This window comes from Peribacillus sp. Aquil_B1 (assembly GCF_022603275.1).
In the GTDB taxonomy this organism is placed as follows: domain Bacteria; phylum Bacillota; class Bacilli; order Bacillales; family DSM-1321; genus Peribacillus.
On record NZ_JAKXEE010000001.1, the window covers coordinates 1815983 to 1831164 of the forward strand.

Annotated in this window: 14 protein-coding genes; 10 read left to right on the forward strand and 4 right to left on the reverse strand. The window is 41.4% G+C overall.

Going from position 1 to position 15182, the window contains the following annotated elements; all coding sequences use genetic code 11:
- The first annotated feature begins 39 nt into the window (after positions 1 to 39).
- The 5 genes from MPH60_RS08995 to MPH60_RS09015 all read left to right on the forward strand — a co-directional run bounded on the left by MPH60_RS08995 (position 40) and on the right by MPH60_RS09015 (position 5040).
- A complete protein-coding gene (locus MPH60_RS08995; protein WP_034311122.1) occupies positions 40 to 969 on the forward strand; it encodes an ABC transporter permease in 930 nt (309 codons plus the stop codon).
- Positions 969 to 1898, forward strand: coding sequence for an ABC transporter permease (locus MPH60_RS09000; protein ID WP_076369602.1), 930 nt, complete (start codon positions 969 to 971; stop codon positions 1896 to 1898). Before MPH60_RS08995 ends, MPH60_RS09000 begins: the two co-directional genes overlap by 1 nt.
- 49 nt (positions 1899 to 1947) lie before the next feature.
- Entirely contained in the window at positions 1948 to 2961 is a 1014-nt protein-coding gene (locus tag MPH60_RS09005; protein ID WP_241590849.1) for an ABC transporter ATP-binding protein, read from the forward strand.
- Positions 2962 to 2974: 13 nt separating this feature from the next.
- On the forward strand, positions 2975 to 3967 hold the full coding sequence (locus tag MPH60_RS09010) for an ABC transporter ATP-binding protein (protein WP_241590847.1): 993 nt from the start codon (positions 2975 to 2977) through the stop codon (positions 3965 to 3967).
- Positions 3968 to 4185: 218 nt separating this feature from the next.
- Entirely contained in the window at positions 4186 to 5040 is an 855-nt protein-coding gene (locus tag MPH60_RS09015; RefSeq protein WP_241590846.1) for a crotonase/enoyl-CoA hydratase family protein, read from the forward strand.
- A gap of 220 nt (positions 5041 to 5260) precedes the next feature.
- Here the strand turns inward: MPH60_RS09015 and MPH60_RS09020 are convergent, their stop codons facing one another.
- A complete protein-coding gene (locus MPH60_RS09020) occupies positions 5261 to 5461 on the reverse strand; it encodes a cold-shock protein (RefSeq protein ID WP_029714163.1) in 201 nt (66 codons plus the stop codon).
- A gap of 184 nt (positions 5462 to 5645) precedes the next feature.
- Positions 5646 to 6602 carry a D-2-hydroxyacid dehydrogenase gene (locus MPH60_RS09025; RefSeq protein ID WP_241590844.1) on the reverse strand — a complete coding sequence of 319 codons (957 nt, stop codon included), beginning with the start codon at positions 6600 to 6602 and terminating at the stop codon, positions 5646 to 5648.
- A gap of 121 nt (positions 6603 to 6723) precedes the next feature.
- On the opposite strand from MPH60_RS09025, the gene MPH60_RS09030 reads away from it, so the two are divergent.
- From MPH60_RS09030 to MPH60_RS09050, 5 genes are all read left to right on the forward strand, one after another.
- The gene (locus MPH60_RS09030) at positions 6724 to 7272 is read left to right on the forward strand and encodes a GNAT family N-acetyltransferase (protein ID WP_241590842.1); all 549 of its coding nucleotides are present in this window, start codon (positions 6724 to 6726) and stop codon (positions 7270 to 7272) included.
- A 218-nt stretch (positions 7273 to 7490) separates the two neighbouring features.
- Positions 7491 to 8948 carry a CoA-acylating methylmalonate-semialdehyde dehydrogenase gene (locus tag MPH60_RS09035; RefSeq protein ID WP_245406318.1) on the forward strand — a complete coding sequence of 486 codons (1458 nt, stop codon included), beginning with the start codon at positions 7491 to 7493 and terminating at the stop codon, positions 8946 to 8948.
- Positions 8949 to 9019: 71 nt separating this feature from the next.
- The gene (locus MPH60_RS09040; protein ID WP_241590841.1) at positions 9020 to 10360 is read left to right on the forward strand and encodes an aspartate aminotransferase family protein; all 1341 of its coding nucleotides are present in this window, start codon (positions 9020 to 9022) and stop codon (positions 10358 to 10360) included.
- A 286-nt stretch (positions 10361 to 10646) separates the two neighbouring features.
- Positions 10647 to 11261, forward strand: coding sequence for an NUDIX hydrolase (locus MPH60_RS09045; protein WP_241590839.1), 615 nt, complete (start codon positions 10647 to 10649; stop codon positions 11259 to 11261).
- 94 nt (positions 11262 to 11355) lie between these two features.
- Positions 11356 to 12153, forward strand: coding sequence for an endonuclease I family protein (locus MPH60_RS09050; protein ID WP_241590836.1), 798 nt, complete (start codon positions 11356 to 11358; stop codon positions 12151 to 12153).
- Between the two features lie 60 nt (positions 12154 to 12213).
- On the opposite strand, the gene MPH60_RS09055 is transcribed toward MPH60_RS09050, so the two are convergent.
- Both MPH60_RS09055 and ade read right to left on the reverse strand, forming a co-directional pair.
- A complete protein-coding gene (locus MPH60_RS09055) occupies positions 12214 to 13272 on the reverse strand; it encodes a lactonase family protein (RefSeq protein WP_241590834.1) in 1059 nt (352 codons plus the stop codon).
- A 148-nt stretch (positions 13273 to 13420) separates the two neighbouring features.
- Positions 13421 to 15172 (reverse strand): adenine deaminase, encoded by a 1752-nt coding sequence (gene ade, locus MPH60_RS09060; protein WP_241590833.1) that lies wholly within the window; start codon positions 15170 to 15172, stop codon positions 13421 to 13423.
- Positions 15173 to 15182 lie beyond the last annotated feature (10 nt).

Sequence of the window (15182 nt, forward strand, 5' to 3'; positions counted from 1 at the left end):
TTTCAACTTCTTAGAAAATCGATGATTGGGGTGATTACCATGTTGAGATATACATTAAACCGTTTTAAATGGGCGATTATTACTTTATGGGCTGTTATTACATTAACGTTCATCATAATGCATACGATTCCGGGAAATCCATTTGCAAAAGAAGGAGCCATGCCTCCTGCTGTTTATGAAAACCTTCAAGTCCACTATGGATTGGACAAGCCGTTGTTGACCCAATATGGGAATTATTTATTGGAAGTCGTTCAATTTGATTTTGGTCCTTCATTGAAATCCTCATCCATTTCCGTGAATGATTACATTTTGAAGGGGTTTCCGGTGTCCTTGCACTTAGGGGCACAAGCTTTGGTGATTGCCATCTTCTTTGGGCTCATTTTGGGTGTCGTGGCATCACTGAAAAGAAATAAATGGCCCGACTATTTATCAATGATCATTGCCATCGTAGGGATTTCCGTTCCTAACTTTATCCTTGCGACTATTTTAATCAATTATTTTGCGATTAAATGGAATATATTCCCTGTTGCTACATGGGCGACATGGCAGCATACCATTTTACCATCCATTGCCCTTTCCATGATGCCGCTTGCTTTCATCGCGAGACTGATGCGGACAAGCATGCTTGAAGTAATGGGGCAGGATTACATTTTGACAGCAAAAGCCAAAGGATTGAAACGGAGCGGTGTCATAATCAAACATGCGATTCGGAATGCGTTATTGCCGATTATCACGGTTCTGGGCATCCTTACGGCTAATATCGTGACAGGAAGCTTCATCATTGAACGTATTTTTGGTATTCCTGGCATGGGAGATATGTTCGTAAAGGGAATATCCAACAGGGACTACCCGGTGATTCTTGGTTCCACAATTGTGTATAGTGCGGTGCTTATTCTATTGATATTCATCGTTGATATAGCCTATACGTTGATTGATCCTAGAATTAAAGTGACGGGGGAGAAGAAATAATGGCAGATAAAGTGCATTTAACCGAAGATATGTTCCAACCCGCCGAAGGCAACTTTAAGGAAGCTGAAAAAATAGCAAGACCTACAGTTTCATATTGGTCTGACGTCTGGCGTCGATTTAAAGAAAATAAGCTGGCCATGACTGGATTTATTCTTATAATCCTCTTGGTCTTGATGGCGATTTTTGGTCCGTATATTAACGGATATACTTATTATGGGCAAGATTTCGAGAAAAAGAATCTTAGCCCGAATAGCGAGCATTGGTTTGGAACGGATTCATCAGGAAGGGATCTATTTACGCGAGCTTGGTATGGTGCGAGGATATCCTTGTTCATTGGATTGATGGCCGCGTTGATTGACTTTTTAATTGGTGTCCTTTATGGCGGGATTTCAGCCATTCGCGGTGGACGCACGGATAATATCATGATGCGTTTCGCTGAGGTGATCTATGCGATTCCCTACCTATTGATGGTTATTTTAATGATGGTCGTATTAAAACCTGGTATCCTGCCGATCATCATTGCAATGTCGATTACGGGGTGGATTCCAATGGCGCGACTGGTAAGGGGACAGGTGTTACAACTGAAAGAGAATGAATATATCCATGCTGCAACAATCTCTGGAGCCAATACGAGCTGGACTTTAAGAAAACACATGATTCCAAATACAATGGGACCGATCCTTGTCAATTTAACGTTGACTGTACCTACTGCCATTTTTGCCGAAGCGACACTTAGCTTTTTAGGACTGGGAGTTCCGGCACCTCAGGCAAGCTGGGGAACATTGACAAGTGATGCACTGGGAAGCATTCTGGTAGGGAATTTCTATCAACTCTTAATCCCGGCAATATTGATTTCCTTAACGATGTTCGCGTTCAATGTGGCTGGTGATGGATTGCAGGATGCCTTAGATCCAAAACTACGGAAATAAATGAGTCCTAACATAATGATGTGATATTACTAGAATAGGAGGGACGATGATGGAGAACCTATTAGAAGTCAACGATTTACAAATCACCTTCCATACTTATGCAGGAAAAGTGCAAGCGGTTCGCGGTGTGAATTTTGACGTAAAAAAAGGGGAAGCCGTTGCGATTGTTGGGGAGTCCGGATGCGGCAAAAGTGTTACAGCGAAATCTATCATGAGATTATTGGAAACACCCCCAGCAGAGTATGGAAAAGGGTCGATAAACTTTGGCGGTAAAGACCTTCTTAAAATGAGTGAAAAGGAAATGCAGAGGATTCGCGGAAATGAAATCAGCATGATTTTCCAGGATCCGATGACTTCGCTCAATCCAACGACAAAAATCGGCAGCCAGATCATGGAAGGCATTTTAAAGCATAATAAAAACATGTCCCGAAATGATGCATACGAACGGGCGTTGGAAACACTGAAACTGGTAGGTATTCCACAGCCGGAAAAAAGGATGCAGCAATATCCGCATGAGTTTTCAGGTGGTATGCGCCAAAGGGCAATGATAGCGATGGCCCTTGCTTGCGAACCGAAATTACTGATTGCCGATGAACCTACAACTGCATTGGATGTAACGATACAAGCGCAAATTTTGGAACTGATGAAAGATATCCAGCGAAGAATGGATACTTCCATCATTTTAATCACTCATGATTTAGGTGTGGTTGCGGAAACTTGTGAACGGGTAGTCGTCATGTATGCAGGCAAGGTTGTTGAGACGGGTACGGTAGAGGCTATATTTTCAAACCCGCAGCACCCATATACAAAAGGTCTGCTTAAAACGGTGCCAAGGCTGGATATGGAAAAGACGGCTCCGTTGGTTCCGATTATCGGATCACCACCGGATTTATTGGATCCGCCAAAAGGATGCCCATTTTACCCAAGATGTGAATCAGCAATGAAAGTGTGCAAAGACCATGATCCGGAGCTTGAAGTAGTGGAAGAAGGTCAGACAGCCGCATGCTGGCTGCACCACCCGATGGCCAAGGCAGCACAGGTACAAGCACCGACTAATGCATAAAGGAGGAGAACCAATGGTTTCACTGAAAAATAAGGCCGTAAAAGAAAAGACAGACAACGAAAATTCTCCTCTTGTTGAAATAAAGAATCTGAAGAAGCATTTTCCTATTGGTTCTCAATCGCTGAAAGCGGTAGATGGTTTGGATCTCAAAATCTATCCAGGGGAAACTGTCGGACTTGTTGGGGAAAGCGGGTGCGGTAAGTCGACTGCAGGTCGTACAATCACTCGATTATATGAACCGACAGATGGAGAAGTTCTTTTTCAAGGGAAAAATATTTTCGATTACAAACCTGGGGAAATGTCACATATCCGCCGTGAAATACAAATGATTTTCCAAGATCCCTACGCATCCTTGAATCCAAGGATGAAGGTGGAGGAATTAATAGGGGAACCACTTGCCATTCATGGGATTTCCAAAGGTAAAGAGCGAAGAAAACGGGTTGAAGACCTGTTAAAGCTGGTTGGTTTAAGTCCCGAACATATCACTCGTTTTCCGCATGAATTCAGTGGTGGACAACGCCAGCGGATTGGAATTGCAAGGGCGTTGGCATTAAATCCTAAATTCATTGTTTGTGATGAACCAATTTCTGCCTTGGATGTTTCGATACAGGCTCAAGTGGTCAACTTATTAAAAGAACTGCAAAAAGAAATGGGACTGACATATTTATTCATCGCGCATGATTTATCGATGGTCAAATATATTTCAGATCGAATTTTAGTCATGTACCTTGGAAGAATGATGGAACTTTCAGATAGTGATTCTTTAACGAAAGACCCGCTTCACCCATACACACAGGCCTTGCTTTCTGCAGTGCCGATCCCGGACCCGACTATTAAACGGGAAAGAATTGTACTTAAAGGCGATGTACCAAGTCCCATCAATCCGCCAAGCGGCTGTGTATTCCGGACACGCTGCCCTAAAGCGATGGAGATATGCTCCAGTGCTGTACCTGAATGGAAAGAACAAAAACCAGGGCACTACGTTGCTTGTCATTTATATTGGTGAACAAAAAAACCAGTTGCGTTTGCGACTGGTCTTTTTTGTTACACGTTTATGTAAGATATTTTTTTGAGTAGAAGCGATTATCTTGGAGACAAAAATTTTTATCAGTATGTCAAAACAAATAACTAGGAATCTGAAAATAAAACATTTAATATGTAATTATATGTAAAAACTAAAAATCTGTTGAATGTTTCAATTTGTGAGAGAAGGAGGGACTGTTATTGTATTCCACGATAACTAGTGAAATCGTCGATCGTGTCATGATTGTTACTCTGAATCGTCCTGAGAGAATGAACGCTTTTAATGAAAAGATGTGTGAGGAAATGATTCACGCTTTTAATGAAGCGGATGAAAATGATGACGTACGAGCCGTCATTTTAACTGGCGCAGGGGATGCATTTTGTGCTGGAATGGACTTGGAAAAAGGTGCAGAAACCTTCATGGATCACACTCCTCTGGTTGAATATCGCGATGCAGGGGGGATGTTGTCATTACGGATTTTCGAGATGAAGAAACCTATGATAGCGGCCATTAATGGAGCGGCAGTCGGGATTGGGATCACAATGACGTTACCCATGGACATTAGAATCGCTTCAACAGATGCAAAAATGGGTTTTGTATTTGCGAGGCGGGGGATAACGATGGAGGCATGCAGCGGCTGGTTCTTACCCAGGCTTGTTGGAATGGGCAAAGCTTCCGAATGGATTTTTACCGGCAGGATGATTTCGGCCAGTGAAGCATATGAGGGAAGGTTGGTAAACAAAATCGTCGAGCCAAACGAATTGATGTCTGCTGCAATGGAAATTGCAACAGATATTGCGGAAAATACTTCTTCCGTTTCTGTGACGTTATCCCGGCAATTAATGTGGTCCATGCTCGGTGCAAACCATCCTGTTGAATCACACAAAATAGAATCGAAAATGATTCATTGGACCGGAAAACAAGCGGATGCACTAGAAGGTATCGAAGCTTTCCTCGAAAAAAGGAAAGCTGATTTCAAGATGAAAAGCAGTACTGACATGCCTCCGTTCTATCCTTGGGGAACGGATCGAACATATGAAGTGGATAAGAAATGATGGAATGGAATGGGCTGGGAAAACAAGGGGAAGTGCGTGATAATTTTTACTTTTCGGATAAATTAGGGATTCTATTCTTAGTGTGTTATACTGGGTTTACCATTTACTAAACTTGTTTCATGTTCCCTATTCCCCGTGAATAGGGTTTTTTTATGACTACTTTTTTAATCAAAAAAAAACAGACCCTACAAGTAGGGTCCGTTATATATTGTATTTAAAATTATGCTTTTTGAACGTTAGTAGCTTGGGGTCCACGTTGACCTTGCTCAACTTCAAAAGTAACTTCTTGACCTTCGTCTAATGATTTGAATCCTTCGCTTTGGATAGCTGAGAAATGTACGAATACATCGTCTCCGTTTTCGCGTTCGATGAAGCCAAATCCTTTTTCTGCGTTAAACCATTTTACTTTACCTTGTTCCATTGTTGTTGCCTCCTAGTGTGAATCCACACATTGTGTTACTACCCTTGCTCAATCATTAGACGAAAAGTTTTTCACTAATCAATCTTCCCGAACAAAAATAATTCTTTTTAAATATAACAGATAATGTCGGAATCTGCAAGCTAACATGAGAAGATTATTTATGTACACAATGAATGAACAATTGTTAATACCCTTTTTTGTAATCAAGTAAATTTGTTGAAGGTTTTTTACCATTTAAATAGTTCTTTAAATTCGGCATGAAAATATCATGAATGAGCCTTTGGTCGTAAAATTCCGTATTTCCGGATGTGTGCGGCGTGATGATTACATTGTCCAACTCCCATAATTGGCTATTCTCTGGAAGTGGCTCCGTTTCAAACACATCAAGTCCAGCACCCGCAATTTCTTTTTCCATAAGCGCTTGAACCAATTCGTTTTGAATGACGAGATTTCCCCTTCCTATATTAATGAAAAAAGCGGAGCGCTTCATTAAGTTTAATTCCTTTTTCCCGAACATATTCTTTGTTTTTGGAGTCAAAGGTAATGTCACGACAATATAATCACACCTAGGAAGTAGATCATTCAAATGTTCTTGTGTGAACATCTCATCGACGAATTCTTCTGATTTATCGGAATGGCGCATTCCTAATACGGTCATGCCAAAAGCCTTGGCAATTTTTGCGGTTTCCTTTCCGATTTTTCCGACACCGATGATTCCGATGGTCTTTTCATGAATTTCCTGCTTCATATATGCGTGATGCCAAGTCTTTGTTTGCTGTTGCTTAATATATGTATCTACTTTTCTTGTTAAGGCAAGCATTAACGCAAAAATAGTCTCTGAAATGGGATACGCATGAACACCGTTTGCAGTTGTAATCTGAACATTCTTTTGTTCTAAATTTTCCAGGGGTAATGCATTCACTCCAGCGCTCCATGTTTGGATCCATTTTACTTTGCTGGCGTCAATGGATACAGACATTTCCGCCTTCCAGCCTGCGATCACTTCAGCATCGGCTATATGATCTCTCCATATTTCAGGAGATCTTCCGGTGATAACCGTCCACCCGGGAACCAATTCTTTAATTTTCTGTAATAAGAGCTCATTCAAATTTTGGCTTATTATGAGTTTCCTTTTTGGCATAACTAACCTCCTGTATCCATTTTTCCGAATTATACGTAAATTCAGAAAATCTTTCAATTCGGAAAGCGATTGTTTAACAATCTTGCTATAATACTAATAATCAATGGAATAGGGTGTATTCATGAACGTGAAAGACATATATGGACAGCTGCCTAATATAGAATCAAAACGTTTGGTCATGAGGAAAGTCACCATGAATGATGCTGAAGACATGTTCGCTTATGCATCCAACAGTGAAGTTTCCCGTTACGTCACATGGGAAGCTCATCGTTCCCTAAGTGATACAAAAGATTTTATCAGATTTATCCTGCAAAATTATGAGGATAAGAAAATCGCCCCATGGGGCATAGAACACAAGGAAAGTGGTAAGTTGATTGGTACGATTGATTTTGTTTCATGGCAGGTTGATCATCAAAGTGCAGAAATCGGGTATGTGCTTGCTCCCGAATATTGGGGGAGTGGCTTGATGACGGAGGCAGTGCAAAAGATAATCGCCTTTGGCTTTGAAAATATGAACCTGGTTCGCATACAAGCAAGGTGCTTCGTTGAGAATTTGGGTTCAGAGCGTGTCATGCAAAAGGCTGGTATGTCTTTTGAGGGAATCATAAGAAAAGGAATGTTTGTTAAGGGAAATCATGAAGACTTAAAGCTATATTCCATTATAAAATGATGGCTTTGGAGTCTGCTGATTAAAAAAGAAATAAGGAAAAATACATCGGTTTTGAAAGCGTTAATTTCTGTTCATGATTATTATGAATATGGGAAAATAAAAAACAAACAATATGTGCAAATATTGAATCAAAAACTATACAAAACGTCTAATGTAAAAAGTCCGTTTGAAAAATATAATGAAACTATAAAATCGTGTTGAAATGGAGGGTTTCTTTAATGGCAGTAATAAATGAAGTAAAAACGCTGAAAAATTATATCGGTGGCAAATGGGTGGATTCCACAGCATCGAAACATGAACAAGTGCCTAATCCGGCAACAGGAGAAGCTTTGGCGATCGTTCCCCTTTCAACAAAGGAAGATGTAAACCAAGCGGTGCAGGTTGCTAAAAAGGCGTTTAAAGAATGGAAAAAGGTCGCCGTTCCAAAAAGAGCCCGCTTCTTATTCCGTTATCAGCAATTATTGATAGAACACTGGGATGAGCTTGCAAAGCTGGTCACAATCGAAAATGGAAAAAGCTATACAGAAGCATATGGTGAGGTTCAGCGTGGGATTGAATGTGTGGAGTTCGCAGCAGGTGCGCCTACCTTGATGATGGGCAGCCAGCTTCCTGATATTTCCCCAGGTATTGAATCTGGCATGTATCGTTATCCAATGGGTGTCGTTGCCGGGATTACGCCGTTTAATTTCCCGATGATGGTGCCATGTTGGATGTTCCCGCTGGCAATAGCTTGTGGAAATACGTTTATCTTAAAACCTTCAGAACGGACACCGCTATTAGCCAACCGTCTGGTGGAATTATTGACAGAAGCCGGTGTTCCGGATGGTGTTGTCAATATTGTCCATGGTGCCCACGATGTCGTGAATGGGATATTGGAACATGAAGACATTAAAGCGGTATCATTTGTTGGATCCCAGCCTGTCGCAGAGTATGTATACAAAACGGCAGCTGCCAATAAAAAACGTGTCCAGGCTTTATCAGGAGCGAAAAATCATTCAATCGTCATGCCTGATGCGGATTTGGATAATGCGGTAACGAACATTACGAATGCCGCTTTCGGATCTGCAGGCGAGCGCTGCATGGCTGCGTCAGTGGTTGTTGCGGTGGGAGAAGTTGGAGATTCGCTCGTTGAGAGATTAAAGGCTGCAGCGGATGATATCAAGATTGGAAATGGAATGGATAAGGACGTTTTCCTGGGACCAGTGATCCGTGATACTCATAAAAAAAGAACAGAACAATATATTGAAATCGGGGAAAAAGAAGGAGCTGTCCTCCTTCGTGATGGCAGGAATGAAGGCGATCAGGAAAATGGCTATTACGTTGGACCGACATTATTTGATCATGTGAAACCAAATATGAAAATATGGAGTGATGAAATTTTTGCCCCTGTCTTATCCATAGTTCGGGTTAACACCCTTGAAGAAGCAATCGCATTGACCAATAAATCTGAATTTGCCAATGGTGCCTGCCTCTATACGGATAGTGCAAAAGCCATCCGGGAATTTCGCGAAGAAATTGATGCAGGGATGCTTGGCATTAACCTTGGTGTACCCGCACCAATGGCATTCTTTCCATTCTCCGGCTATAAAAGTTCATTTTATGGAGACCTTCATGCCAATGGCAAAGACGGAGTTGAATTTTACACTAGAAAGAAAATGTTGACGGCAAGATATTGATAGGAAAAAGGAGGTCGGCTCAAATTGTGGTCGGCCTTCCTTTATACATCTTTTTAGGAGGAGTGTAGCTTATGCAGGTTGAAAAACAGGGTCAGGATCTTAAAGCGATGGATGGTAAATATGTTTGGCATCATATGAAAGGGGCTGAATCCAGTCCTGGAGCAATGGTGATTAAAAACGGGCAAGGAGCATGGATAACGGATGTTGATGGGAACCGTTTCCTGGACGGGATGTCAGGCTTATGGTGTGTCAACGTTGGTTATGGCCGAACGGAACTGGCTGAAGCAGCTTACGAGCAGTTGAAGGAACTTCCTTATGCCCCTTTAACGAATAGTCACATCCCGGCCATTAAGCTAGCAGAGAAATTAAATGAATGGCTTGGCGGGGATTATGTGATTTTCTTCTCTAACAGCGGTTCAGAAGCGAATGAGGCTGCTTTTAAAATTGCACGGCAGTATCATCAGCAAAAAGGTGAACATGGACGTTATAAATTCATTTCCCGTTATCGCGGCTATCATGGTAATTCAATGGGCGCACTGTCAGCTACCGGGCAGGCGCAGCGAAAATATAAATATGAACCACTCGCCCCAGGATTTCTTCATGTATCACCGCCAGATTCTTACCGAAATCCAGAGGATGAAAGCGGTGAAAAAAGTGCAGCGGAAATTGAACGTACCATTACATGGGAGTTGAGCGAAACGGTGGCTGCGGTCATCATGGAACCAATCATCACGGGGGGCGGGATTTTGATGCCGCCAGATGGTTATATGAAACGTGTCAAGGAAATTTGTGAGAAAAATGGTGTCCTTCTCATTTCGGATGAGGTCATTTGCGGGTTTGGCCGCACTGGTAAGAAATTCGGATTTATGAACTATGATGTAAAACCAGACATCGTAACAATGGCTAAAGGAATCACGAGCGCTTACCTGCCATTATCCGCTACAGCAGTCAAACGTGAAATTTATGAAGCGTATATTGGCTCAGACGATTATGACCGCTTTCGACATGTAAATACATTTGGCGGCAATCCGGCTGCCTGTGCCCTTGCTTTGAAGAATATTGAAATATATGAAAATGAAAAACTCATAGAACGGTCTAAGGAATTAGGTCAACGCTTTCTGCAAGAGTTTGAAGAAATCAAATCTCATCCCAATGTTGGGGATGTACGTGGGAAAGGCTTATTGGTAGGCATTGAACTAGTGGAAGATAAACTGACAAAACAACCGTTCGAACTTTCCAAAATCAATAAAGTGATTGCATCATGCAAAGAAAAGGGGCTGATCATAGGCAAAAATGGTGATACAGTAGCAGGTTTCAATAATGTCCTGACTCTTGCACCCCCACTTAGTATAACTGAAGAGGATTTTTCATTCATCATAACGACGATAAAGCGAACGCTAGCTGAACTATGAAAATAAGGATAAAAAACTGAATATTAAATTAATTTTGCACTTGTACCTTTTGTTACACATACTATGCCTTTTTTAATGGTACTGATGCGTTTAGTTTTAGCACCGTTCAGAACTTTGAACGGTGCTTTTGTCTATGATCAAGGAAAAATAAGAGGAAAAGGAATCCAGCAGAAATTAAGGCAATATTTTGGAATCGTTTTCCTTGCTTAGTTATAGCAGATGTTCGAAAATGGAATGATAAGGAGTGGTAGAAACTCAATATTAACCGGCAGAAGAGGTGAGGGACATGAATAATGAAGATATAACAAAAAAACTAACATTACATATCCCTGAAATTTTAGGGAGTGGGAATTTTTCAAAGTATGCTGTATTGGTACCGCTTCTAGAGAAAGAAGATGGAATTCACGTTCTTTTCGAAGAACGTTCACACAAACTGAGGAGGCAGCCGGGGGATATATGTTTTCCGGGCGGGAAAATAGACAAGCTGGACCATGATGAACAGGCGGCGGCCCTAAGGGAAACATATGAGGAACTTAATTTGAGAAAAGAAGATATCGATAATGTCTTTCCTATCGATTATTTGGTATCTCCATTTGGGATGATCGTCTATCCTTATGCAGGGTTTGTTCGTAACCATCAACGGATAATTCCTAATCCAGCTGAGGTTGAAACCGTTTTTACGGTCCCGCTATCCTTTTTCATGGAAAAACCGCCAGAAATTTACCATGTGGAATATAAAGTGGAACCACATGAAAACTTCCCCCACGATTTAGTCGTTGGCGGGGAGAATTATAAATGGCAGCCGAAACAGATGGAAGAATATTTTTACTTATATAAGGGGCGGGTAATCTGGGGAATGACGGCAAAAATCCTTACCCATTTTATTGAAATTCTTCGTTAGACACTTCTAAAGCACCTTTTTTTTTTAGTCTATTTCTATTAAGCTTTAATTATGGTAAAAGGTAGGTTTTTAATAGAAGCGGGGGGATGAGTGGATGAAGTATAGTTTTGAAGTACTTGAAAAAGAACGGGAAATGGCAATGGCTGCACTAGTCAACTTCAATGAAAACCGCGAATACTATGATGAAACCAAAGATCAGGAACTTAAGCTAGCATACTACAAAGATGGTTCCTTGGACCGGGAAGGGTTGAAGGGCCTACTTGTGGCAACCCATAAAAACCAACTGAACTACTCACCACATCGTCATGTTTACCCATGGGTGGACTTACAGGAAAATGGCCAGCTGAAAAGCCTGTATTCCGGTAAAGGGATGGATCCTGTACAAGTGATTGAGGAAGATATCCGTATACTGGAAGTGTTGTCAAGAGGTGTTGAATCAATAAATTCTGAGAACATTCTCGTTAATTGTGAACATGTAGTACCTCAATCATGGTTCGATAAAAAAGAACCGATGAGGGGGGATTTGCATCATCTGTTCGCCTGTGAACCAACGTGTAATAGCAGCCGGAGTAACTATCCTTACCATGATTTTGAGGATTATATCCCTGAGAGAACGGCTGCCGGCATAAAAGCGGGTTGCGGGAAATCAGATGAAAGTAAATTCGAGCCTGAATACGGAAAAGGGATCGTGGCGAGGGCAACTTTGTATTTTTTACTCAGATATGAGGGAATCATCGATAGCGGCAAAATCGACCTCGCACTGCTTTTGGAATGGCATCGGCTATTTCCTGTCAGCATTTATGAAAAACATAGAAACCAGGCTATACATGAAATGCAAGGTAATCGTAACCCATATATAGATTTTCCCGAAATGGCGGAGAAATGGAATTAAAGAAGAATATAAAAAAGAGGATTGAAGCTGAGGTACAGGCTTCAATCCTCTTTTTTTAGATTATAAGAATTTCACGCAAACAGGGAAGGGAACATGAACATCCTTTTGCAATAATGTTAATTTTCCGTCATGTTCATTCCGTGCATAAAGTGTCAGGTTTCCTGATTGTTCGTTAGAAGCGATCAGGAATCTTCCGCTAGGGTCCAATGAAAAATCACGTGGCCAATGACCTTCGGTAGAAACCAGTTCCACGAATGCCAGTTTGCCTGTTTCTTGATTGATTTGGTAAACGGCAATACTATCATGTCCGCGGTTTGCGGCATATATGAATTGCCCGTCATCGGAAATATGAATGGCGCTTCCTTGGTTATTTTCCTTGAAATCTTCCGGGACGGTGCGAACCGTTTGTAATTCAGAAAAACTTCCAGTTTGACTATCAAAGCTCAAAACAATGACTTCCGGTACAAGTTCCGCCATGACATACGCAAATTTTCCGTTTGGGTGGAAGGTCAAATGCCGTGGTCCGCTGCCGGGAGCAACAGATAAGCTGTTTACTTCTTCCAAAACCCCATTATTTATTTTATAGGTTAATACTTTATCTATTCCGAGGTCGACTACAGCAATGAAACTTTCATCCGGTGTGAAACCAGCGAAGTGAGTGTGTGCTTTTTCCTGACGTTCTTCATTCGGTCCTTGACCTTCAAGTTGAACAGTGGATGATACAGGCAAAGGGGTCGCATCTTCATGAAGCGGATAGGATTCAATCACGCCTTCTCCATAACTGGAAGTGACCAAGACTTGCTTCTTGCTGTCGACACTTATATGACAGGAAGAGCCATTAGGTGTCAGTTGTTTACCCAAAAAGGTAAGATCACCTGATTCTTCATTGATCGAATAGGCTGAAACTCCACCGCTGCCCGCTTCTTTTAAAATGGCGTAGAGATTTTTTTTGTCCTGGCTGATGGCGACATAAGTCGGATCGGTTAATTCTGCTGCAAGAACCGGTGTGCTGAGTTTTCCTGCTGCTGTATCTAAAGTAAAGCGGTAAATACCTTCGCTGTTTCCTTTTGTGTAAGTGCCTATGTATCCAATGATATTCTGTTGATCATGTTTTGCCATATTTATCTCCTCCAAGAAAGATTTGTGTTTATTTTTATTTTACCATAGATGATACCCATTATATCCTTTTCCCGTTTACGTTGAGTTGGAACCTTTTTCTTTTAAAAGTTTTTGGGGGCAAGAAAAAACCCCGATTAGGGGGTCAAATTTAATCGACTGGCTTTGAGGCTTGAATAGGAATATGCCTAAACTCAGAAACCGAAAATAAACCCTGATCCGTCAGTTTAATTTCAGGGATGACAGGTAACGCCAAGAATGCAAGTGTAAGAAATGGGTTGAAATGCCTGTAAGCACCGAGTTTCAATAGGGCTTCATCAATTTTTTTCAATGAATGAACCACATCCATATAACTGCATTCACTCATCAATCCAGCTATTGGAAGGGGAAGGGAAGCGAGAATTTCCCCATTTTGGATTACGGTCAATCCACCCTGCATTTTTTTGATTTCCTTAGCCGCCAGCAGCATATCTGAATCATTCGTTCCGGCAATGATCAAATTATGTGAATCATGGGCTACTGTCGTGGCAATTGCACCTGATTTCAACCCGAGCCCTTTGACGATTCCAAGACCTAAATGTTTGGTCAGATGATGTCTTTCAATAACAGCAAGTTTTAGATGATCAACATGTTCGGAGAACTGGAACAGACCATCATGATTAAGTGTAACCGGTTCAATCGTATGCTTTGTAATCAAGCTGTTTGGAGTTATCTCAATAATATTAGCGAACTCATTTTTAAAAGGAATCGCCAAATCATTTCCGGTTATTTCATGAAATTGAACAGAGTGCTTCAACCCGTCGTCAATAACCTGATTCTCGTCAGTTGGATAGTTAAGCAAACGATTATTTTGAACCATAAGCTTTCCATCTTTAAAGACCGAGTGGATGATGACTGAATCAAGATTATCCAATAGAAGGAAGTCTGCCTTGTATCCAGGCGCAATTGCACCATGTTCTTTTAAACCAAAGCATTCTGCTGCATTAATGGTCGCCATTTGAATGGCTGTAATTGGCGGGACACCTGATTCTATGGAAAGTCGAACGTTGTGATCGATGCTTCCCTCAGATACAATATCATCTAGGTGCCGGTCATCGGTTACGAATAAACAACGGCGGGAGTTCTTCTCATTAATAACTGGAACCAGGTTTATTAAGTCTTTGGCAACCGTGCCTTCCCTGATCATAAGATACATTCCTTTACGCAGTCTTTCTTTTGCCTCATCCGCTGTAGTGCATTCATGATCCGTTTTAATGCCTGCACTCATATAAACATCGAGCTGTTGTTCGGATAATCCAGCTGCATGGCCATCGATGCTTTTACCTAGTCTATTTGCATCGTATATTTTTTGCAGCATATCCTCATCCGTATGTGAAACAGCCGGGAAATTCATGACTTCGGCTAAACCAAGCACTCTCGGGTTTTGATAAAATGAAATTAAATCTTCACTTCTTAAGACTGCACCAGAATGTTCAAACTCCGTAGCAGGTACACAAGAGGGCATCATGAAGTAAAAGTCAAAAGGAAGTTGATCGGATTGTTCAATCATATATTGCATGCCTTTTTTGCCAGAAACATTGGCAATTTCATGAGGATCTGCAACGATGCAGGTCACACCATGTAATAGGAGGATTTTTGCGAGTTCAGAAGGCCTGACCATCGATGATTCAATATGGACATGGCCATCAATGAATGAAGGGCATACGAATTTTCCGGCAGCATCGATTTCCGATATACCTTCATAACGCCCAATTCCAGCAATATAACCATCGACGATCGCAATGTCGCCTGTATAGATATCACCATTGAAAACATCTATGATTTTCCCGTTTTTAATGACGCAATCGGCTGGTGTTCTTCCTGTTGCAACGTCTATTCTCCTTTTAAGCAAGTCTTTTTGCATATTCGTATCC

Excerpts from the sequence above, each read along its gene's own strand:
- MPH60_RS08995 (WP_034311122.1), top strand. The coding sequence starts at position 40 with ATGTTGAGATATACATTAAACCGTTTTAAATGGGCGATTATTACTTTA.
- MPH60_RS09000 (WP_076369602.1), top strand. The coding sequence starts at position 969 with ATGGCAGATAAAGTGCATTTAACCGAAGATATGTTCCAACCCGCCGAA.
- MPH60_RS09005 (WP_241590849.1), top strand. The coding sequence starts at position 1,948 with ATGGAGAACCTATTAGAAGTCAACGATTTACAAATCACCTTCCATACT.
- MPH60_RS09010 (WP_241590847.1), top strand. The coding sequence starts at position 2,975 with ATGGTTTCACTGAAAAATAAGGCCGTAAAAGAAAAGACAGACAACGAA.
- MPH60_RS09020 (WP_029714163.1), bottom strand. The coding sequence starts at position 5,461 with ATGGAACAAGGTAAAGTAAAATGGTTTAACGCAGAAAAAGGATTTGGC.
- MPH60_RS09025 (WP_241590844.1), bottom strand. The coding sequence starts at position 6,602 with ATGCCAAAAAGGAAACTCATAATAAGCCAAAATTTGAATGAGCTCTTA.
- MPH60_RS09030 (WP_241590842.1), top strand. The coding sequence starts at position 6,724 with ATGAACGTGAAAGACATATATGGACAGCTGCCTAATATAGAATCAAAA.
- MPH60_RS09035 (WP_245406318.1), top strand. The coding sequence starts at position 7,491 with ATGGCAGTAATAAATGAAGTAAAAACGCTGAAAAATTATATCGGTGGC.
- MPH60_RS09040 (WP_241590841.1), top strand. The coding sequence starts at position 9,020 with ATGCAGGTTGAAAAACAGGGTCAGGATCTTAAAGCGATGGATGGTAAA.
- MPH60_RS09045 (WP_241590839.1), top strand. The coding sequence starts at position 10,647 with ATGAATAATGAAGATATAACAAAAAAACTAACATTACATATCCCTGAA.
- MPH60_RS09050 (WP_241590836.1), top strand. The coding sequence starts at position 11,356 with ATGAAGTATAGTTTTGAAGTACTTGAAAAAGAACGGGAAATGGCAATG.
- MPH60_RS09055 (WP_241590834.1), bottom strand. The coding sequence starts at position 13,272 with ATGGCAAAACATGATCAACAGAATATCATTGGATACATAGGCACTTAC.
- ade (WP_241590833.1), bottom strand. The coding sequence starts at position 15,172 with ATGCAAAAAGACTTGCTTAAAAGGAGAATAGACGTTGCAACAGGAAGA.